This window comes from Amycolatopsis sp. NPDC034160 (genome assembly GCF_055575355.1).
The window spans coordinates 79,947-99,450 of record NZ_JBVISU010000026.1; the positions used below are offsets into that span (position 1 = coordinate 79,947).

At 67.2% G+C, this 19,504-nt stretch carries 19 protein-coding genes; 11 read left to right on the forward strand and 8 right to left on the reverse strand.

Annotation, left to right across the window (positions count from 1 at the left end; all coding sequences use genetic code 11):
- Nucleotides 1–163 precede the first annotated feature (163 nt).
- From ACZ54P_RS34980 to ACZ54P_RS34995, 4 genes are all read right to left on the reverse strand, one after another.
- Nucleotides 164–1,645 carry a multicopper oxidase family protein gene (locus ACZ54P_RS34980; protein WP_465465888.1) on the reverse strand — a complete coding sequence of 494 codons (1,482 nt, stop codon included), beginning with the start codon at nucleotides 1,643–1,645 and terminating at the stop codon, nucleotides 164–166.
- Nucleotides 1,554–2,198 (reverse strand): hypothetical protein, encoded by a 645-nt coding sequence (locus ACZ54P_RS34985; RefSeq protein ID WP_465465889.1) that lies wholly within the window; start codon nucleotides 2,196–2,198, stop codon nucleotides 1,554–1,556. Before ACZ54P_RS34985 ends, ACZ54P_RS34980 begins: the two co-directional genes overlap by 92 nt.
- A 38-nt stretch (nucleotides 2,199–2,236) precedes the next feature.
- Entirely contained in the window at nucleotides 2,237–3,172 is a 936-nt protein-coding gene (locus ACZ54P_RS34990; RefSeq protein WP_465465890.1) for a nuclear transport factor 2 family protein, read from the reverse strand.
- A gap of 69 nt (nucleotides 3,173–3,241) precedes the next feature.
- A complete protein-coding gene (locus ACZ54P_RS34995; protein ID WP_465465891.1) occupies nucleotides 3,242–4,276 on the reverse strand; it encodes a zinc-binding dehydrogenase in 1,035 nt (344 codons plus the stop codon).
- A gap of 353 nt (nucleotides 4,277–4,629) precedes the next feature.
- Here ACZ54P_RS34995 and ACZ54P_RS35000 point away from each other — a divergent pair, with 353 nt between their 5' ends.
- The 11 genes from ACZ54P_RS35000 to ACZ54P_RS35050 all read left to right on the forward strand — a co-directional run bounded on the left by ACZ54P_RS35000 (nucleotide 4,630) and on the right by ACZ54P_RS35050 (nucleotide 15,210).
- On the forward strand, nucleotides 4,630–4,980 hold the full coding sequence (locus ACZ54P_RS35000; RefSeq protein ID WP_465465892.1) for a hypothetical protein: 351 nt from the start codon (nucleotides 4,630–4,632) through the stop codon (nucleotides 4,978–4,980).
- A 100-nt stretch (nucleotides 4,981–5,080) separates the two neighbouring features.
- Complete coding sequence (locus ACZ54P_RS35005) at nucleotides 5,081–5,623, forward strand: hypothetical protein (RefSeq protein WP_465465893.1); 543 nt, start codon at nucleotides 5,081–5,083, stop codon at nucleotides 5,621–5,623.
- 133 nt (nucleotides 5,624–5,756) lie between these two features.
- Nucleotides 5,757–6,359 (forward strand): hypothetical protein, encoded by a 603-nt coding sequence (locus tag ACZ54P_RS35010; RefSeq protein WP_465465894.1) that lies wholly within the window; start codon nucleotides 5,757–5,759, stop codon nucleotides 6,357–6,359.
- Entirely contained in the window at nucleotides 6,359–7,477 is a 1,119-nt protein-coding gene (locus ACZ54P_RS35015; RefSeq protein WP_465465895.1) for a C40 family peptidase, read from the forward strand. Before ACZ54P_RS35010 ends, ACZ54P_RS35015 begins: the two co-directional genes overlap by 1 nt.
- Complete coding sequence (locus ACZ54P_RS35020) at nucleotides 7,470–8,225, forward strand: hypothetical protein (RefSeq protein ID WP_465465896.1); 756 nt, start codon at nucleotides 7,470–7,472, stop codon at nucleotides 8,223–8,225. The genes ACZ54P_RS35015 and ACZ54P_RS35020 overlap by 8 nt, the downstream gene beginning before the upstream one ends.
- Entirely contained in the window at nucleotides 8,222–8,524 is a 303-nt protein-coding gene (locus ACZ54P_RS35025; protein WP_465465897.1) for a hypothetical protein, read from the forward strand. The genes ACZ54P_RS35020 and ACZ54P_RS35025 overlap by 4 nt, the downstream gene beginning before the upstream one ends.
- A gap of 10 nt (nucleotides 8,525–8,534) precedes the next feature.
- A complete protein-coding gene (locus tag ACZ54P_RS35030) occupies nucleotides 8,535–9,659 on the forward strand; it encodes a hypothetical protein (RefSeq protein WP_465465898.1) in 1,125 nt (374 codons plus the stop codon).
- On the forward strand, nucleotides 9,659–11,131 hold the full coding sequence (locus ACZ54P_RS35035; protein WP_465465899.1) for an SCO6880 family protein: 1,473 nt from the start codon (nucleotides 9,659–9,661) through the stop codon (nucleotides 11,129–11,131). The genes ACZ54P_RS35030 and ACZ54P_RS35035 overlap by 1 nt, the downstream gene beginning before the upstream one ends.
- Nucleotides 11,128–12,588 carry an ATP/GTP-binding protein gene (locus ACZ54P_RS35040; RefSeq protein WP_465465900.1) on the forward strand — a complete coding sequence of 487 codons (1,461 nt, stop codon included), beginning with the start codon at nucleotides 11,128–11,130 and terminating at the stop codon, nucleotides 12,586–12,588. Before ACZ54P_RS35035 ends, ACZ54P_RS35040 begins: the two co-directional genes overlap by 4 nt.
- A 436-nt stretch (nucleotides 12,589–13,024) precedes the next feature.
- Nucleotides 13,025–13,744, forward strand: coding sequence for a tryptophan 2,3-dioxygenase family protein (locus ACZ54P_RS35045; RefSeq protein ID WP_465465901.1), 720 nt, complete (start codon nucleotides 13,025–13,027; stop codon nucleotides 13,742–13,744).
- Nucleotides 13,744–15,210, forward strand: coding sequence for a pyridoxal phosphate-dependent decarboxylase family protein (locus tag ACZ54P_RS35050; protein ID WP_465465902.1), 1,467 nt, complete (start codon nucleotides 13,744–13,746; stop codon nucleotides 15,208–15,210). Before ACZ54P_RS35045 ends, ACZ54P_RS35050 begins: the two co-directional genes overlap by 1 nt.
- 15 nt (nucleotides 15,211–15,225) lie before the next feature.
- Here ACZ54P_RS35050 and ACZ54P_RS35055 read toward each other — a convergent pair whose 3' ends face one another.
- From ACZ54P_RS35055 to ACZ54P_RS35070, 4 genes are read right to left on the reverse strand one after another with little or no spacing between them, the layout of a single operon-like run.
- Nucleotides 15,226–16,434, reverse strand: a complete 1,209-nt coding sequence (locus ACZ54P_RS35055) for a cytochrome P450 family protein (protein ID WP_465465903.1) — start codon at nucleotides 16,432–16,434, stop codon at nucleotides 15,226–15,228.
- A 20-nt stretch (nucleotides 16,435–16,454) separates the two neighbouring features.
- Nucleotides 16,455–17,426, reverse strand: coding sequence for an aldo/keto reductase (locus tag ACZ54P_RS35060; protein ID WP_465465904.1), 972 nt, complete (start codon nucleotides 17,424–17,426; stop codon nucleotides 16,455–16,457).
- On the reverse strand, nucleotides 17,423–18,223 hold the full coding sequence (locus ACZ54P_RS35065; protein ID WP_465465905.1) for an SDR family NAD(P)-dependent oxidoreductase: 801 nt from the start codon (nucleotides 18,221–18,223) through the stop codon (nucleotides 17,423–17,425). The genes ACZ54P_RS35060 and ACZ54P_RS35065 overlap by 4 nt, the downstream gene beginning before the upstream one ends.
- A 58-nt stretch (nucleotides 18,224–18,281) precedes the next feature.
- Nucleotides 18,282–19,466, reverse strand: coding sequence for a phthiocerol/phthiodiolone dimycocerosyl transferase family protein (locus ACZ54P_RS35070; protein ID WP_465465906.1), 1,185 nt, complete (start codon nucleotides 19,464–19,466; stop codon nucleotides 18,282–18,284).
- Between the last annotated feature and the right edge of the window lie 38 nt (nucleotides 19,467–19,504).

Here is a 19,504-nt window from a genome sequence, read left to right on the forward strand (position 1 = left end):
CGAGGAGGTCGTGAGTGGCGATTCGGGTTCTAACCCGAATCGCCACTCACGACCCCATGTGGAACAGGACAAAGAGGTGCAAATCGGGCACTCGGTCGCCAGGAGGTGTTCCTTGCGGACAGAGGCCCAGAGTTCCTTGAGGAGGCACGTTCTCAGGGGTGACTCACCGGCGCGGTACGACCTCGAACTGGCCCATCATCGAGTGCGTCGCATGGTCGAGGAAGTGGCAATGGAACGGATACCGGCCGGTATGGGTATCGAACGTCGCCTCGATGCGGACGACGTCTCCGGGGTTCAGCCGTACGGTGTCCTTCGGATAGGCGTCGTGGCCGGGCTCCGGTTTCCCGTTCCGATCCAGCACCCTGAACTGCACGAGGTGCAGGTGCATGGTGTGCGGGATACCGAAGGCGGCGTCACCGTTCACGATCTCCCAGATCTCGGTCGAGCCCTGCTCGATTCTCGCGTCCACGCGATTCGGGTCGAAACCCTGGTCGTTGATCAGGAATCCGCCGGTGGCGGGGTCGAAGCGCAGGACGAAACGCCGCCTGTTCGCCACGCGCTCGCGAGGTGGATTCGTGGACGGCCATCCCGGAATCTTGGCCTGTGCCAAAGGCGTCCGTACACCTGTCCAACCAGGGATGGCGAGTTCCGGCTTGGCCGATGACGCGCCGCCGCCGACCCGGAACTGCAGGAGGTCACGCTTGTTGTCGGACAGGGCGACGACGTTCCGCAGCGCGATGGCGGTTCCCGTCGGCGCCGACCGGAAATCCACCAGCACCTCGGCGCGCTCCGCCGGCCACAGGTCGATCTCCTGCCGTACCGCCGGCACGCGCAGGAAACCGCCGTCCGACGCGATCTGCAGGAACCGTGCTCCGTTGGAGAGCTGGAACTTGAACACCTCGAGGTTCGAGACGTTGATCAATCTGAGCCGGTACAACCGCCGCTTGACTTCGAAGTAGGGCTGAGGACGGCCGTTGACGAGGATCGTCGGCCGGTTCATGAAGTCGTCGTTCACGAAGACGAGCTGGCCGTCGCCGTTCAGTTTCGCGTCCCTGAGCATCAACGGAACGTCGAATTCGCCGCTGGGGAGGGGAAGGAGCGCGTCCACCGGATCGGACAGGAGGTAGGCGCCGGAAAGCCCTCGATAGACCTGTTCTCCTTCAAGGTGATGCGTGTGGTCGTGGTACCAGAGTGTGGCGGCCAGCTGGTCGTTCGGATACCGGTACACCCTGGACTGCCCGGACGCGATCGGGTCCATCGGGTGCCCGTCACTCGACGCCGGCACGTTCGCGCCGTGCAAGTGCACCGTCGCCGGGGATGCCATGCCGTTGACCTGCCTGATCACCACGGCGCGACCACGGTGGGCACGGAGAGTGGGGCCGGGAAAGCCTCCGTTGAAGGTGAGTGCCCTGGTCCGTATGCCCGGCAGGATCTCGTGCTCAGACTCCGCGATCCGCATGTCGTAGAAGTCCGTGTCCCCCGTGCGCCGGGTGGGTTTCAGCACGGGAGGCAGGGGAAGCGGCACTGAGAAGGGCGGTAGCTCCAGCGGATCGTCAGAGACCGCGGACGCCAGCTGTTTCGTCGGAAAGATCAGCGCCGCACCGGCCGCGGAACCGAGTTTGATCGCGTCTCTTCTGCTCAACACGTCGATCACCTTCAAGGGGAGGGGGAAGTAGCCGCGGGTGGAGGGTGGCCGCGAGAACGAGAGCGAGTACGAAGGAGTACTGCAATACGGTGATCGCGGCGGAGAGCGTGTTGCCGGGGGAAATGGCGTCGCCCACGGTGAGTTTCGCCAAGGGGATCGTGGCCGAAGCGGTGAGAACGGCGGACGCGGTCGCGAAGACCAGTGTGGCCGCGATGCGCCCCGACACCCACCGTCGGGCGGCCGCGGCCGCGAGCAGTACGTTCGCCGCCGTCACGTGCGCGACGAGCAGCGTGCTCCCGAGGAAATGGGGGACCGCTCGCGCGGCGATGGCGGGAGGCGGGGTGGGTGTCCCGCCGACTACGGCATGGTGTCCGGTACTCGCGGGGCGGGAAGACGGCCGGCTCAGTGCGATGTCCAGATAGGACGCCCAGTCCCGGATCGCCCAGGCCACGACCGCCGCGAGTGCGATCGCCACCAGGATGAGCGGGGTGGCGGGCCAGGTGACGCGTGGTGGCGGTGGTGACGCGGGCAGGGTCATGATCGTGCCTCGCACAGAGGCGCCTTCCCGGCCCGCGTCACGTCGGCCACGGTTCAGTACATCGTGTGCGGATTGGCCGAGGTCGCGGGGATTTCCTCCCCGCTGGCCCAGTGCTCCAGCAATTTCCCGTCGCGGACCCGGAGCAGGTCGATACTGACGCTGTTCTCGATGTCGAACAATTTCTCCAGGTGGATGACGACCGCTACCAGATCACCCTCGGCGACGACCGTCTTGACGTTGGCCCGATATTCCGGCTGCGCCGCGAACGCGTCATGAACGAACTGGTGCAGCGCGGCTTTACCATTCGGGACATTCGGAAAATGCTGGTAATAGGTGTTGTCCCCGATATAGCGATCCAGCGCTTCCAGGCGGATTTCGTCATTCGGCTGGTTGATGATCTCCGCGAAGGCCGCCCGTCCGACACGTTCGCTGGTGGCTTCCGTGGACAGCGGCAGTGGCCTGGAGATCCGGGGCGAGCTGAGTGTCGAGAACATGTCGTTGCCGATACCCTGCGGTCGGACGGCTTCGTTGACTTCCCAGTGTTCGGCGATCTTCCCGTCGCTCAGCCGGAAAACGTTGACCTTGGCGATACCCATATCGCCGGCTTTCGGCAGGAAGTGGCTGTGTGCCACGACGAGATCGCCTTGGGCCACCGTCCTCTTCACGGAGAACCGCAGATTCGGGTTCCGCTCCCGCAGGTCCGCGTGGTAACGGCGGAAGTCGGCCCTGCCGTCGGCTATCGCGGGATAGTGCTGGATGAGGTCGGGGCGCACCACGTGGTCGAGGTGGCCGAGGTTCCCGCGGTTCAGCGCGTCGAAGAAGCCGAGGATGATCGTCCTGTTCATCGCTTCTTTGATCACGGTGGACGATCCGTGCGAAGTCTGCTGATGCTGCCGTGGTGCGGAAGCCGCAGCCGGGGTGAAGGCGGGGATCATCGCGATGGAGAGGATGATCGCCGTGACCACTCGTGGGTAGGTCTTTCGTGTCATGTGATTCTTCGCTTTCTGCGAATACCGAAAATGTGACTGTGCGCGATCAGAAGCATCGCTCTCGTTTTCTTATGGCCTTACCAGTACCTTGGTGGCCGTACGCGTGTTCATCGCTTCGTAACCGGACTCGATGTCGTCCAGGGACACCGTCCTGTCGAAGATCGAACCCGGGTTCAGTGTTCCCGCCAGCACTCGTTCGACGAGGTCCGGGAGGTACGCGCGGACCGGCGTGAGGCCGCCGGTGAGGGTGATACCGCGGAAGAAGACCGGTGTGACGTCGGCGATCGGCGGTCCGCCCATCACGCAGACGGTCCCGCCGTCCCGGCACAGTGCGAAGGCCGTGGTCTGCGCCTGCGGGCTGCCGCCGCATTCCACCACCACGTCGGCGCCGATCCCCTGAGTGGCCGCGCGGACGAAATCGACGGATTCGGCCACGCTCTCGGCTCCGACGGCCCGGAAGGTGTCGGTCGCACCGAATTCCTTGCCGCTCCGTAGCCGGTTTTCGTGTCTCCCCACCAGGATGATCCGGCCGGCCCCGGCCTCCCGGGCCGCGAGCACGGCGCACAACCCGACGGGGCCGTCACCGAGGACGGCGATCGACGAACCCGGTTCGACCCGACCCGCCCGGACGGCGTGGAGTCCGGTCGCCATCGTGTCGGTGAGGGCGAGCAGGGAGGGCAGTCGTTCATCGTTCCGGTCCACCGGCACCGCCACCAGATTGGCGTCGGCGAACGGGACCCGGACCGCTTCGGCCTGTCCGCCGTCGCCGTCCACGCCGAACATGCCACCCGAGGCGCAGGCGCTGAACAAGCCGATCCGGCAGGTGGGGCAGGTCCCGTCGGCGAAATTGAACGGCGCGACGACCATCACTCCGGGGCGCAGGGTGGTGACGTCGAAGCCGACATCCTCGACCACGCCGACGAACTCGTGCCCGCATCGAGGGCCTTGAACAGGTCCGGGAAGTCCTTGGTAGCCGTGCAGATCGGTGCCGCAGATGCCGGCGGCGACGACGCGGACGACAGCGTCACCGGGTTGTCGCAGCGCCGCGTCGGGAACCTTTTCCACGGTCAGCCGATGCTTTCCGTGTAGGACGGCAGCCTTCATGAGGGCACCTCTCTCCGGCCCGCGGTGGTCGAATCCGGCTCACCCGGCTCGAGTCACCAGACCGTCCACCATGGCTTCCGGCAAGGCAAACGTTCTGCGGCACCGGCTGTCCGTTCGTTCACCATGGTTGCCTGTTCTTCCCCCGCCCCCGTCTTCGTCGTGCGCGGAAGGAATTCCAGGATGGTAATTTGCTGCTTTTCCGGTGTTCCAGTTTCCGGGGCATCGATCGGTGTTGGAATGCGGCTGAATGGCGGTGGTCCACACGCGGTCGTCGCGAAAAAATGCGAAGTCCGTCGGAAACGACGGTCGCTCGAACGAGCCTGTGCACAACCACGACGACGAAACGGGGCATCGTGCGTTCAGAGGGGTACGGCCATCGGTCCGCGGGGAACACGTGGTCCGGCCTGGAGGGTGGCAACGGCGACGGGGAGGCTCCGCTCATGCCGTCGGGTGTGCTGGTACCGGCCCTGGAGCTGGCCCGCTGGCTCGATCACTACGTGGACAGGCTCCTCGAAGCCGGCATCGAGGACATCGACGCGCCGGCGCGTGAGCGCGTGGACCTCATGGTCGGCCTCTCGAACGCGGCCGAGGCCCTCCGCGCTTCGGAACGCTGCGACCACGAATCCGCCGAACGAACGCTGCGCTCGTCGCTCGAGCTCATGCGGGGGATCGATCTCGACCGATTCGCCCTTTTCGCTCGTTAGCGCCCGGAAGGTCGCGCACTCGGGCAGCGTTCGTTGACGGAAGTCTCGGATCATTTCCAGTGTGCTGTGCGAGACAACGGCACGCAGTACACAGGAAACCATGTCAGCCGGCGACGTCACAGCAGCGCATCCCGCTCGGATCGACCGTGTACTCGATGCCCAGCATCCGTACTTCTATCTCAGCGAGAACACCGCGTTGATCAATCCCAGGATCTCCACCTGGTCCGGGATGGTCACCGCGGCGGGCGGAAAACTGCGGCTTCAGGTGCCGTGGACGGTGAAGCGGGTACGGGTCGTGACCCAGCTGTACGCCGACGAGCCGGAAAACGTGATCGAGGCCTACGACGACGTCATCGAGTTCGGTTACCGGTCGGCGACCGGGCTGGCCGCGCTGCTGGACTGGTCGCGAACGCTGGCGAGCCCGCTGGACCTACCGGGCCCGGGTGACTACCGCCTTCGCTATCACGTACGGGCCTCGCCCCGGGACGCCGTGGAGCCCGGAGTCGAGCGCATCCCGATGGCGGAAGCGCTGGTTCAACTCTGGCCGTCGGAGCTCGGTGGCAAGGAGGAATTGCGGATCACCGGGGAATTAGGGAACTTCTGGCACCCCGGGTCGCGGCTGAAGAGCGTCTGGAACGGCTGAAAAACGGCCGTCACTGCCCGAGCGCACCCCGGCGATGAGCAGTTCGGACATAAACAACGGACTTCGCTGGCTTTGGTCAGGGGTGCTCCACAGAATGCGATTACTCGCTCAAGTGGACTCGGAGGTGAAAGTGATGCGTGCCGTGCTGTCCGTACCCTTGCTCGTCGCACTGGGCTGTACGGCCTGCGGGACCGCGGCTCCTTCCGACGCCCACCCGTCCACGCCTCGGTCGTCGGCCGAGACCACACGGGTTCCGGTCGGTTCCGTCGCTGCCCGGCCCCCGGTGCAGAGCGTTCCCACCGCGGTGATTCCCCTGTCGACCGTCGAAAACCCCCATTCCGACGGCGTCTTCGCTGATTCCGTGGCCGTGAGCACCGAATGGCTTCGGCAGTGGTGCGAGCTCGACTGGCGTGAGCCGATCAACGCGAATCTCGATCGCGCGGCGCGCTACCAAACTCCGTCCGCGGCCAAGGACGACCGCCGCGAGGGCGACACCGACGACACCTACCGGAGCATGCGGGAACAACAGCTGAGCAGCGGTTGCGACGAAGTGACCGCGATGCCGAGCCCGGAAGCGCCGCAAAGCGCCGACGTGGCTTATCTGGTGCTTTCGGCCCGCCGCGTCAATTCTTCGGCAGGTGTCGCCTTCGAGACCGAGCAGGTCCGTTCGGTGCGCCGGGTGCTCCGGCAGACCGACGGACGCTGGCTGGTCGACACCAGGGTGGAGGCCGGCTGATGCGGCTCAAGGCCTTGTTCGCCGTCGTGGTGCTCACCGTGGGTGGTCTGCTGCTGGTGCTGCCGCGCCCGGAAGAGGCGGAGGCGTTGAGCTGCACCGGTGCCGCTCCTCAGACGGCGGCACCCGCGCCGGGCGGAACCGCCACTCCGGACCTCGCTTTGCCGCAGCTCGAAGTCGCCAAGGCCATCGTCGCCACCGCGAAGGGGATGGCGATCACCCGGCGCGGTGTCGTGATCGCCCTGCAGATCGCGAGGCAGGAATCCCGATTCGAAGCCGGCGTGGTCGTCGGCCGGGCGACCGGCGCCTTCCAGCAGATCGCGCCGGGACCGAACAACGCCTACGCCGGTTACGACCGGAAGAACGCGGGCATGGCGGCGAAGGGCTTCTTCACCGTGCTGCTCGCCCGGGTTCCGGGCTACGACACCGATGCCCGCTCCAACGCCGACATCGGCCAGGTCGTCCAGGCCAGCGGCGCCGGAGCGAGCAAGTACGAACCCTGGCAGCCGCTGGCCGAGTCGCTGGCGAACGTGCTCTACGACGGCACCGCCGCGATGACCTGCCAGACTGGCCGAAGTGGACCGACGGCGGTGCGGGCCAACGGGGTCGACGTCGAACTGCCACCGGGGGCGGGCCTCGCCGGAACGGTGCAGGCGCCGACCCCGGAGACGGCGCGAGTACTCGCGGCCGCGCTCTCCTGGCTGGGCACGCCGTACGCCTGGGGCGGCGGGACCGCAGCCGGGCCGTCCCGCGGCATCCGTGACGGCGGTGTCGCCGACGCGAACGGGGATTTCGCCAAGGTCGGTTTCGACTGCAGCGGACTGATGCTCTATTCCTACGCCCAGGTCGGTGTTTCCCTGCCACGGACGTCACGCGCGCAGCACGCCGGCGGCGGGGCCGTCGTGCCGTGGGGTTCCGCCCTGCCGGGGGACCTGGTGTTCTACGGCGCCGTCGTGCACCACGTGGCGCTGTTCCTCGGCGTTGTCGACGGCGTCCCGTACATGGTGGAAGCGCCGCAGAGCGGCGATGTCGTCAAGATCTCCCCGGTGCGCACCGGCGGGGACTTCCGGGCGGAAGTCGTCCGGCCCAGTCCAGGAGGAGGGGCTGATCAGCATGTCTGAGCACCCGCCGGGTTACGAAGCCGAACAACCCGTCGACCTGAGCAGGCCCGTCGCCTACCAGCCGCCCCCGGCCCCGGAGCCGCCCGCGCCTGCCCGCCGCCCGGAAGGGCGTAAGGGAAAGCAGAAGAAAGCGCCGGAAGAGGCCGCTCCCGAAGCCGTCTTTGGGCTTGTCACGGTCGCCAACGTCCAGCCACGGACGTTCAAGAGCACTGTCGCCAGGAAGCTCTACGCCGGTCTCGAACCCCGCCATGTGAACGTGCGGCTGTGGAATGGTGTCGGCACGATCAGGCGCGACGGCCTCGTCGTCGCCGACATGCCCGCCGACCCGCACGGCACCGACTGGCGACGGCAGAGCTGGGCCACCGACCAGCTGGTCCTCCCGGTCCCCGACGACTTCCACGCGGCAAGGGCGGCCTGGTGGATGCTCGACCGGCTGGCGGCCGAAGGCCGTCCGGATCTGGTGAGCACGGCGATCGTCGTCGGCATCCAGACCGGCGCGCACCGAATACTCGGCCGCAAGATCATCAAGACCTTCGCGGAGCGGACAGCCGCGGTGGTCCGCGTCAAACTGCCCGGCGGAGTCGTTCCGCCCGACGACGAAGCACGGTGGGAACCTCTGGTGACCGCGGTTTCGAACGCGCTGAAACACCTGCCCTCGCGAAACCGCCCGGTGATGCTGCCGCAGAGGGCACCGAACCAGGTCGTTCAACTCGACAGCCGACGGCACGGGAAGGCCGCGAACCAATGATCCTTCACTTTCTCGCTCAAACACCGAATCCCTTCGACGGTGTCGCGCCCGACTTCGGCGTCTTCGGCGTCGAATTCAACGCCGCCTGGAAGAAGCTGCTCGGTGGCGTGTGGGGCCTGGCGTTCGTCGTGTTCGCCTTCGGCACGATCCGTGCGACGCTGGAGCTGCAATCGGCGAAGCGGCACGGCTACCACACGTCGGTCGCGGGACATTCCGCTTCGCTCAAACGCTCCGTGATCGGCCTAGCCGTACTGGCGAGCCTGGGTCTGATCTTCGGCGCCGTTCTGGCCGTGTTCTGAGAGGCATGAGATGCCTGGAATCGACGGCCGCGGTCACCTCGTGGAGTTCGTCCCCGATCCGTCCACCCCGCTCGACGACCTCGCGAACTCGGTGCACGCCTCCGCGTTCGATCTCGTCAAGCAGGTATTGAACGGCTTGGGGGAGCAGGAGAAGATCAGTCCGGCGACGCCGGGCTTCCTCACCCAGTACGCCGCCGCGGCGGGCCTGGGGCTGGTGGTCATGGCCTTCGCGGCCATTTTCGCGGTCTTGCACAGCCTGCGCCGCGGGGGACGTGACGAGCTGCGCGAATCCCTGTTCAAATACCTGCCGCTGGCGGTGTTCTTGATCGTCTTCTCCCCGGCGATCGGGGTGCTGATCTCGAACGTCGTCAACGCGGCCACCGAGGGGATCACCGGCTGGGGTGCGGCCACCATCGGCCAGAGCGGGGCCCGGGTGGAGCAACTGGCCGGGATCACCGCGGACAAGCTGCCGGGCGGGGCGTTCGTGGGCTTGCTCGTTTCGATGCTGATCGTCTTCGGCGCGCTCGGCATCTTCCTCATCCTCGCCGTGGAGAAGATCGGTCTGCCGGTCGCCGGGATCGTCGCCGGAGTCGGCTGGGGCATGTTGGTGCATCCGGTGTGGCGGCCGAAGGCGCGGTGGGCGCCCGGCCTCTGGCTCGGTCTGAGCTTCGCGGAGCCACTGCTCTTCCTGCTGCTCGCCGCGGCTTTCGGCGCTTTCGGCGCGACCGACGGAGACCTCTCGGGGGTACCCGGACTGATCCAGCTGTGCCTGCTGGCCGTCGCTCTCGTCCTGTCGAGCGCGGTACCTTTCCTGCTCCTGCGAAGGCTTCCGGCGACGCGAACCGGGGGCTCGGCCCGTTCGAGCGCTCGGCCTCCGGCTCCGGTCGGGGTGCGCGAATCGGTCGTCGTTTCCCTGGAACGGGGGACGGCGCTTTCGACTTCCTCGTTCGAGCGGAATCCGGCGCAGTCGCATTCCATCGAGCAGGCGTACGAACAAAGACAGCGGGAACGGCGGAACTCGCAGCGTGACCGGGGACAGGCCGAGCGGCGGCAGCACGTTCCGGAGCCACCGGGCCATCTTGAGGCGGAGACCCACACCGAGAAGATTTCGTCCCCGATTCGAGGGCGTGCCTGATGCGTACTTCGATTCTGGGTGGAGAGGTTTCCGGCCGCGGCCTGCTGGGCAAAGTGGACGGCCGTACCGGTGTCGCACTCGGCGTCACCGGGCTGCTCGCCGGATGGTTGTGGCTGGGCATCGGTGGCGTCGCGGGCACCATCGTGGGCCTCACCGTCCTGCTCGTCGGTGTCATCGTCCTGTATCCGTGGAACGGACAGCGGTCCGTCGCGGCGGGCTGGGTCCGCCGGTGGCGGTTCCTCGTCCGACGCCGCCGTGGGATCACCGACTTCGCCGCCGATCCGGACAGCGAACAGGCGGTCTTGCCGCCTCCGCTCGGCCGGGTGGCACCGCTCGACCTCAGCGGAACCCCGCACGAGGACATGTTCATCCTGCTGCATTCCAACCCCGGGGAAGCCCCTTATCTCTCCGTGGTGATGGAGGTCGACGGCCAGCCTCAGGGGTTACGGACCGTCGCCGAATTCGAGACGGCGTCGGCGCGGTACGGCGTGATGCTGTCCCAGTTGGCCCGGGACGGCTCCTTCCTCCGCGGCCTTCAGCAGATCAACCGGATCCTGCCGCACGATCCGGCACGTCACCGGGCCTTCGTCGCGGCCAGGGTCTCCGAACGGCCGGGTATCGAGGCACTCGTCAAGTCCTATGAGGACCTGATCGACCTCACGGCACACACCGCGGAACAACACCGGAACTACCTCGTGGCGAGGTTCCCGCTGAACGGCGAATTCGCTGTCGCGGCCCGGCGGCACGGGCAGGGCGAGACGGGCTGGGCCGGACTGGTGCGCGAGGAACTGGCCAGGCTCGCCGATCTGGTGAGCCGGGCGGATCTGGTGCGACCGCGGGTGCTGGGCGAACAACGCACCTGCGCGGTCCTGCGGTCGATGCAGGATCCGTCGTTCCCGGTGGATCAGCATGAAGGGATCCGCTGGCACAACTGCTGGCAGGACTACCGCGCCGGTCGTGGGCACATGACGGTGAACGATCGCTGGCTGCATCGGGTGGCCGCGGTGCCCAGGGACGGCATCGGCGCCGTGCCGCTCGGCCCGCATTGGCTCGCGCCGCTGTTGGTCGAGGTCAACCCGGCGGTGATCCGGACGCTCAGTGTGCGGATGGAGTTCGTGCCGGCGCGGATCGCCAGGGCACGGGCCGTTCGCGACGTCACGGTCGACGGTGCGAGCAGGCACAACGCCGCGGAAAAGGGCCAGGTCGGCGACGGTACCGACGAACTGCTGCTGTCCGCGTCCCGGCGACGGCTCGACGATCTCTCACCCGGCAGCGGTCACCACGGTGTCGACTGGACGATGTCCCTCTCGGTCACCGCCGCCGACGAGGGTGAGCTGGCCAGGGCGTCCACCCGGGTCGGCAACGCCGCGGCCAACTGCGCGATCGGCAGGCTGGAATGGCAGGACACGTGGCACGACGCGGCGGCGATCACCACTTATCCGCTGGCGCGGGGGATGGCGGTGCCCAAATGACGGTACGGACTTCAGCGGCCGTGGCCCTTGATCCGGGGGCACCGCAGACTCCGCCTCTGGCGGTCGAGCCGGAGCCGCGGCGGAAGAAGCGCCGCGAACCGCGCCGGACCCGCTGGCTGGACCGGGCGGGTTGGTACGAGCCCCGCGAGACCGGCGCGCGGTCGACGACCCGGCAGGCGGAGGCGCTGAACCTGGCCCTCTCCTCACCGCCGACGACGCATCGCGGCCTGATCCTCGGCACCGACAGGCTTTCCGGCCAATTGGTGTGTCACGATCCGTTCATCGCCTACGAGGACAAGCTGGTCTCGGCGCCCAACGTCGCGGTGATCGGCGACGTCGGCAAGGGCAAGAGTTCCCTGCTCAAAACCTGGGGAACGCTACGCCAGCTGTTGCTCTCCGGCCGCCGTGTGGTCGTTCTCGACAAGAAAACCCAAGCGGGGCAAGGTGAGTACACCCGGCTCGCCCGCGCTGTCGGCGCACCGTCGATCCGCTTCGCCGTGGACGGCACCGGAAGCAGGCTGAACCTGCTCGACCCGGTCATCTCACTCGGCGACGCGGGCGAGGGCGGTAAGCAGGCGGGCCGTCCCACCGGGCAGATGATGCTGCTTCGCGCCGTCCTCGCCGAAGCACTGGGCCGCGAGGTGAGCGAGCGGGAGGGCAAGGCGCTGCGGATCGCGCTGTTCGCCGCGACGAGGGACGCGCGGGAACGCGACCGGGTCCCGGTGATCGGCGACATCGTCCATCACCTGATCAGGCCCGCCGCAGAGGCCGCGAAGAACATCGGCATCCCCGTCGCCGAACTGCGCGAGTGGGGTTTCGACCCGGCCTTCGCCTTGGAGCGCATGATCGAGGAGGATCTGGCCGGGCTGGTGGACGGGGAGACTTCGCCCGACGTCCAGCTCGATCACCCCAGTGGTCTGGTCCACTTCGACATCTCCGCGCTGCCCGTCGAGGGGCCGGCGCTGCGGATCGTGATGACGGTGATCAACACCTGGCAGACGAACATGCTCGCGCAGCGTTCGCAGCAACTGATGCAGACGGTCAACATCGTCGAAGAGGGCTGGCACGTAGCGGAGGGTGCGCTCGGGAAGGTGTTCCAGCGCAACACGAAACTCGCGCGCGGACTCGGCCTGGCGACGATGGCCGGATTCCATCACGTATCGGATCTGCCCGCGGAATCGGCCGCCCGCTCGTTGCTGCAGGAGGCCGAGACGGTGTTCATCTTCGGGCAGTCATTGCGTAGCGACGCCCTTGCCTGCGTCGATCTGTACGACCTGCCGGCGGGGACCGAGGACACCATCATGGGACTCGGGCGGGGCACCTTCCTGGCCAAGATCGGGTCCGAGGCGCCGCTGCTGGTCCAGCACATCCGCTCACCGGCCGAAATCCAGCTCACCGAGACCGACGCCGCCATGACCGGTCCGCGTTATGGCCCGCGGCGTGGTGAGGGGTCGTGAGTGGCGAGGACGGTTCTATTGTGGAATAAGGCAAAGTTGTCGTGGTCGGCACCTCTGCGGTGCACGTTCCCGTCGAAGCCGACGACCGCCCTCATGTCGCGTTGAGGAAACCGGTCATGTCCCCGATGTGGCATCGGAGACAGTCAGCGTCCCCCATGCCACATTGGAGACGTCAGACCGCGGCGCGAGCCGACGTCGCACGCAACACGACACCTTTGCCTTATCCCGCAACCTCCCCTGGCTGTCCTTTGTGGTCGCGTGTTACGGTCAGCACGCGTCGCACATTGCCGCATTTCGGTCGGTTTACCGGATGCGGAAGAACCCTCAGGCGGAACACGCCTTGCCCCAGCCCGTTCGTGGTTGTTGAGCCTGGCTTCAGGCCTCTGCCCGGCCTTGCCGGGATCGTCACGAAGTGCGGATTCCCGTAGGAGTAAGTATGACGCCGGTACGACACCAGCAGGCTTCCAGCGCCTACGAGCGCTATCTGCAAACCGATCGCCTGTTGAGCCTTCAGCGAGCCGGCGAGCTCGTCCACTCCGACGAGATGATCTTTCTCGTCGTCCAGCAGTCGTCGGAACTGTGGCTGAAGCTCTTGGCTCACGAACTCGAGTCCACTGTGGCACTGATCCGCGTCGATTCGATACTTTCGGCGATCCGTCACCTCCACCGGGCGCATTCCTGCCTGGAGCACTTGACTCGGCAGCTCGACGTGCTCGATCACATCCCGCCCTGGTCGTATCAACAGATCCGGACCCAGCTGGAAGACGGCTCCGGATTTTCTTCGCCCGGCTGGAAGGCGACACGTGAGGTCGCCCGGAGCCTGGGCGCCGCCTTCTCCGAGCTCTTGTCTCGGCGAGAGATCGGGTTACGCGAGATCTACGTCCACCACACCCGTTTCGAGGACCTCTATCAGCTCGCGGAGGGCCTAGTCGACCTCGATGCCGACTGCATGCTGTGGCGCACAAGGCATCTCAAGGTCATCGAGCGCACCATCGGCGCCGGGGCGAACGGGTTGGCCGGGACACCGTTCGAGGTGATGGCGAAGCTGACCACGCGACAGTTCTTTCCGGCACTCTGGCAGATCCGTTCCCAGCTCACCGACGAAGCGGACAAAGGGCTGACCTACTCGGGCCCCGTCCCGCGCCAGCAGTCCTGATGACGAACGAACCGTTCCGAGCTTCCCGGACGGACTGGGAAGATCTCATCGAAGCCGTGCGACCGTACTTCGGGGCCTTGATCGACACGCAACGCACACCCTTGACCCGGCCTGTCCTGACCGACGACGAATCCGGCTACGAAAGTTCAAGGACACCTGGGGCGGTGCCGACTGCGAGCACTTCGCTGCCGGAGTTGATGGACGAGATCGTCGAGACCGTGCTGGAACGCGGTTACCTCAACGGTGCGCATCCGCAGTATTTCGGCTACTTCCATCCGCGTCCACTCCCCGTCGCCGTCCTCGGGGACAGCATCGCCTCCCTGCTGAACCAGAGTCCGGCGGCGTGGCGCATGGGCCCCGCCTCGGCCGCGATGGAGGTGCAGACCCTCGCCTGGGTGGCCGACTTCATCGGGTTTCGAAGTGCGACGGGAGCGGTCCTTCCACCGGGGATCTTCACGTCGGGAGGGACCATGGCCAACGTTTCCGCGTTGAAGATGGCCAGAGACGCCGTGCTCGGAGAAGAGGTGCGGGACAACGGCATGACGGGAGACGGTGCACAGGCGACCGTCTACGCGTCGGCCGAGTCGCACTATTCCCTCTCCAGGGCGATGGACATGCTGGGCATGGGCCGGCGCTCGCTCCGGCTCGTCCCGGCCGATCGGAGCGGAGCCATCCGCCTCGACGTCCTGACCGAGCGGATGGACGACGATCGGCGCGCCGGGCACCGTCCGGTCGCGATCGTCGGCATGGCGGGCGCGACCGCCACCGGCGCGATCGATCCGCTGGCGGAACTGGCCGCGCTCGCCGCCGAGCGCGGCATGTGGTTCCACATCGACGGTGCGGCGGCCGCGGTCTTCGCCGACCTTCCCCGGACCCGCCTGGAGTTCACCGGTCTCGCGCTGGCGGATTCGGTCACCCTGGATCCGCACAAGTGGCTGTTCCTGCCCTATGGGCTGGGATGCCTGCTGGTCCGGGACCCTAATCGGCTTTCGAACAGCTTCTCGGAACAGGCACATTACTGGAGCCATGACAGCCGTACCGACTTCGTGCACCTGGGGCCGGAAGGCGCCCGCCCGTGGAAGTCGCTGGGATTGTGGCTGGCACTGCGACACCTCGGCCGCGAAGGCTACGAGCGTCTGCTCATGGGCAATCTCGACGTCGCCCGGTATCTCGCCGGACGGGTGCGCGAGGTAGAAGGTCTCGAACTTTTCGCCGATCCGGCGCTCCCCGTTTGCTGTTTCCGGGCGATACCCCCGCACGATGGTGACATCGACGCCTACAACGCCGCCTTGCACAGCGAGCTGATCCGGCGCGGCGACGTCCATCTCACGCTCTGCCATCCGAACGATGAGACCTACCTCCGGGTGGCCATCAACAACTACACCACGCGCCCGGAACATGTCGACGTGCTCGTCGACGCGGTACTCGAAGCCCGCGCCACGCTCGACCAGGCCGGCGGTCACTGACGGCGAGTACGTGGATCAGTCGAGTATCGCGGGCAGGCCGTCGAGGCGGCGCATGAACGAACCGGGACGCCAAACGAGGTCCTCGGGGGCGGTCATGAGCCGGGCCCGCGGGAACCTGGTGATCAGCATGCGCAGCGCGATCTCGGTTTCCAGCCTGCCGAGACCGGCTCCGAGGCAGCGATGGGCCCCGTGCCCGAACCCCAGATGGCCGCGTGTGTCGCGCTCGATGTCGAAGGTGTCCGGATCAGGGAAGCGGGCCGGGTCGCGATTGGCCGCGCCGGGGGAGACCGCGATCATCTCGCCGGCCGGGATCTTCACACCACCCACGTCGACGGGCTTCTCATAGAACCGCGGTGGAAGCAGTTTGAACGGTGATTCGTAGCGCACGATCTCTTCGACGGCCCGGGCGAACAGTTCCGGCGCGGCGATCAGCTTCTTCACCGTGTCCGGCCGGTCGAGCAGCAGGGCGAGTCCGGTCCCGATGGTGGTCACCGGTTCCGAGCCACCGATGAGCATCACCACGTAGGTGGACGCCAGCTCGTCGGCGTCCAAGCCGCCGTCCGCTTCGTGGATCCGCAGCAGCCGGGTGAAGAGGTCGTCGCCCGGTTCCCGCTTCTTCACTTCGATCATGCGGAGGGCGAGTTCGTGCAGGCGCCGCGCGCCGTCTTCGGCCTCGGCGACGCTGTTGCCGGTGAGCATCGACATCTGCCAGGCGGGGAACTCTCCGCGCTCGTGTCCGGGAAGTCCGAGCAGGTCGGCGAGCACCGTCGTGACCAACGGCCGCGAGTAGTCGGCGACCAGGTCGACAGGTTCGCCAACGGGCAGCCGGTCCAGTAGTGACGCTGCGGTGCGTTCGATGGCGGGGCGAAGGCGAGCCACCCGCGCCGGACTGAACTCGCCGCTCAACTGCGTCCGGAGCCTGCGATGATCGGGACCGTCGCGGTCGAGCAGGCTGCGGCGTGACCGGTGCGCCAGTTTCGCGCTGTGCTCAGGACGGAGGATCGACTGCGGGACGACCTTTTTCCGGTGCTGGACGATGTCCTTGCACGCGTCGGGATCGGCGAGGATCTCCCGGACGTCGGCGTACTGGGTGACCGCCCACATCCGGAAACCGTTGACCTGGACGGGTACGGCGGGTGCCGTATCCCGTAAGCCCTCGAACACCGCGTAGGGACAGGCGGTGTACTGGGGTGTCGCGAGATACTTCGGCCGGTTCTCTGTCATGACAGCCTCCTGCCCGCGGCTCAGATACTGACTTCCGGATAGCCGCGCCGAGGCCGGGAGACCTCGTCGAGCTCGAGCCGGTGTTCGTCGGGCAGGCAGAAGTCCGCGCCGGCCAGAGATTCCTCGAGTTGGGCAAGGGTCCGCGCGCCGACCAGCGGTGCGACCACCCCCGGGCGATCGCGAACCCAAGCCAGGGACGCGACGACCGGGGTCACGCCCAGTTCGTCGGCGACGGATGCCACGACCTCGACGATCCGGGCCGCGCGGTCGTTCAGATGCCTGCCGACATACCATTTGAAGAACCGGCTCCCGGCCCGCTCTTCCGGTACGCCGTGCCGGTACTTCGCGCTCAGCACACCCCTGCCCAAGGGGGCCCACGGGAGAATGCCGAGGCCCAAATTCTTCGCGGCAGGCACCACTTCGCGCTCGATGCCTCGCTCGAGCAAGGAGTACTCGACCTGGGTACTCGCCAGTGGCCTGCTGTTCTTGCCGGCCTGCCGGACGGCGGCGACGGCGGTTTGCCAGCCCGCGTAGTTGCACACGCCGGCATGGCGTGCTTTACCCGAGGTGATCGCCGTGTCGATGGCCTCGAGCGTCTCGTCGATCGAGACCTTCTTGTCCCAGGCGTGCACCTGCCAGAGGTCGACGTGATCGGTGCCCAGCCGGGAAAGCGAAGCGTCCAGCGCCTTCAGCAGGTAGCCGCGCGAGGCGTCCGCGGTCGGCCTTCCGTCGACGATCACGCCCGCGGACTTCGTCGCCAGGACGAGTGATTCCCGCGGCAGTCCAGCACCGAGCAGCCGTCCGACCGTTCGCTCGGCCTCACCGTCGCCGTAGACATCCGCGGTGTCCAGCAGGTTGCCACCCGCTTCGAGATAAGCGGTCAGTTGGCTCGCCGCGGCGTCGTGGTCGGTCGTCGTGCCCCAGGTCGAAGTTCCCAGGCCGAAGGGAGAAACGATCAGGTCGCTTTCGCCGAGCCGGCGTGATTCCCTCATCGTGACGAAGCCTTTCGCTCGGAGATTCGGATGTCGAGGTCGTCCTCGGCGTTGATGACGAGTCCGGAAAGGACGTCGGCGTCGCCCCTTGCCAACCGCACCAAGGCTTCGACGGCGGTGTCGAGTGGGGTGAAGGCGCCAGAGTCACGGGCTTCGATGGCCCAGCGGCCGAGGCGGGCCAGCCAGGGATCGTCGGTGGTCCCGGCGAACTCGATCCCCGCGCGGGTGAGCCCGGCGTCGACGATGCCGGGGTTGTAGCTGAGCACGGTGACACCGGTCGAGCGCAACTCGGCGGCAAGGTTCTCGGACAGTTTCAGCAGAGCCGCCTTGGACACCGAATAGGCGGTGGCGTACGGCCAGCGTTTGATCCCGGCCGGGCTGACCAGGTTGATGATCCGGCCGCGGCCCGCGGGGATCATCACCGCCAAGGCGGCCTGCGCGCTGAGCAGCGGACCGGCGACGTTGACCTGCTGGGTGCGCCACCAGGCGTCGAAGTCGATGTCGGCGGTCGGGCCGGCCGGGCCGGGATCGACGGCGTTGTTGACGAGGACGTCCAGACGTCCGCTGACGTCCATGATCCGCGCGACGACGTTCTTCATGGCGTCGCCGTCGACGACGTCGGCGCGCACGGCCTCGACGAGGATCCCGTCCGCGGTCAGCTTCTCTACGGTTTCTTCGAGTGCCGCGGCGTCCCGTCCGGTGATGAACACCCGCGCGCCCGCTTGGCCGAGCGCCTCGGTGAACGCGCGGCCCAGTCCTTTGGCGCCGCCCGTGATCAGAACCGTCGAGTCCCGCATCGGGGTACGTCCTCCGTCGGTGTCGTCGAGCGAAACAGGGCAGATCCGGGGCGGCGGGTCACCGCGAGCGCAGGATGGATTCGACCGAAGCCACGAACTCGCCGATCTCCTCGGAGTGGTGAAAAGCACGGTCGTACACCACGTCGATGGTGAGTCGTCCGCTCATCGTCGACACGAACATCCCGGGGACCGGGCCGTTCAGCGTCGCGGCGAAGCGGCTACCGGTGACACGCAGGCCGTCGGGCAGCAAGGGATCCCGCACGTCTCCGATGTTCGACACCATGATCGTCATGGGTGGGGGAGGCGCAGGCGCGTGACACTGGGCCAGCAAGGCACGCTGGGGTTCGTCGCGTTCGAGGGCCGAACGCAGTTCCGTGGTGACACGGAGTCCGACCTTGAGCGGTTCGTCGTCGGCGGCGACCGGGACGGTGACCGTGCACGGAAGGGCTCCGCACAGCTGGGCGTCCGCATCGAGCGGCGGGACAAGCCGTTCGCGGAAGTCCACCGGGACGCACAAGGTGACCGGTAGCGGGCCGTCGGTTGCGGGAGCCTTCGCCCGTACCGCTCCGGAAACCGCTCCACACAACAGACCCGTGACCGAAATTCCGTTCTCGCGGGCGAACGCGACGATCTCGGCGGTCGGCCCGGGCTCTAGTTCGAGGAGGTGCACGCCGAAGCCGGACGATGGCGCGCCGGGACCGTCCGTGACCGCCAAAGGCTCTCCCCGCACACTGGGCGGCTCGGGCCACCCTTGTTCGTACCGTCCGGTGAAGAGTTCTTCCAGTCCCGGCTCGAACACCGGACGCGGCGCCGACGGAGGGGCTTCGCCACGCAGCAGGGCGGTGTAGATACCCAGCAGGTTGTGCAGCAGGTTCCGCACCAGGCGACCGTCGGAAACCGCGTGGTCGACGGCGAGCGTCAGGACCGTCGCGTCAGCCGTCTCATGCAGCGACAACCGGCTGATCGCCCCGTCTTCCAGCCGCCGGGTGATGTCGTCGCCGAAGGTGCCGGCGCCGCCGGTCACCTTCGGCATGCCGTCCCGCAAGCTCAGGTGAAAGCCGCCTGGACTGCCCAGAATTCCGCAGCGCAACAGGGGGTACTCGTGGCCGAGTCGCTGCCACGCGCGTTCGAGCACCTCTGTCTCGAACTTCCCAGCGAAGGCGGTCCGGACCACGACGGGCCCGAAGCCCGCGAGGAGGAAACCCGTCTCGCTGACCGTCAGCGCCCGTTCGGTGGTGGTCATCGTTTTCCTGTCTTGCCGCCATGGCACGTGGTTGTCGG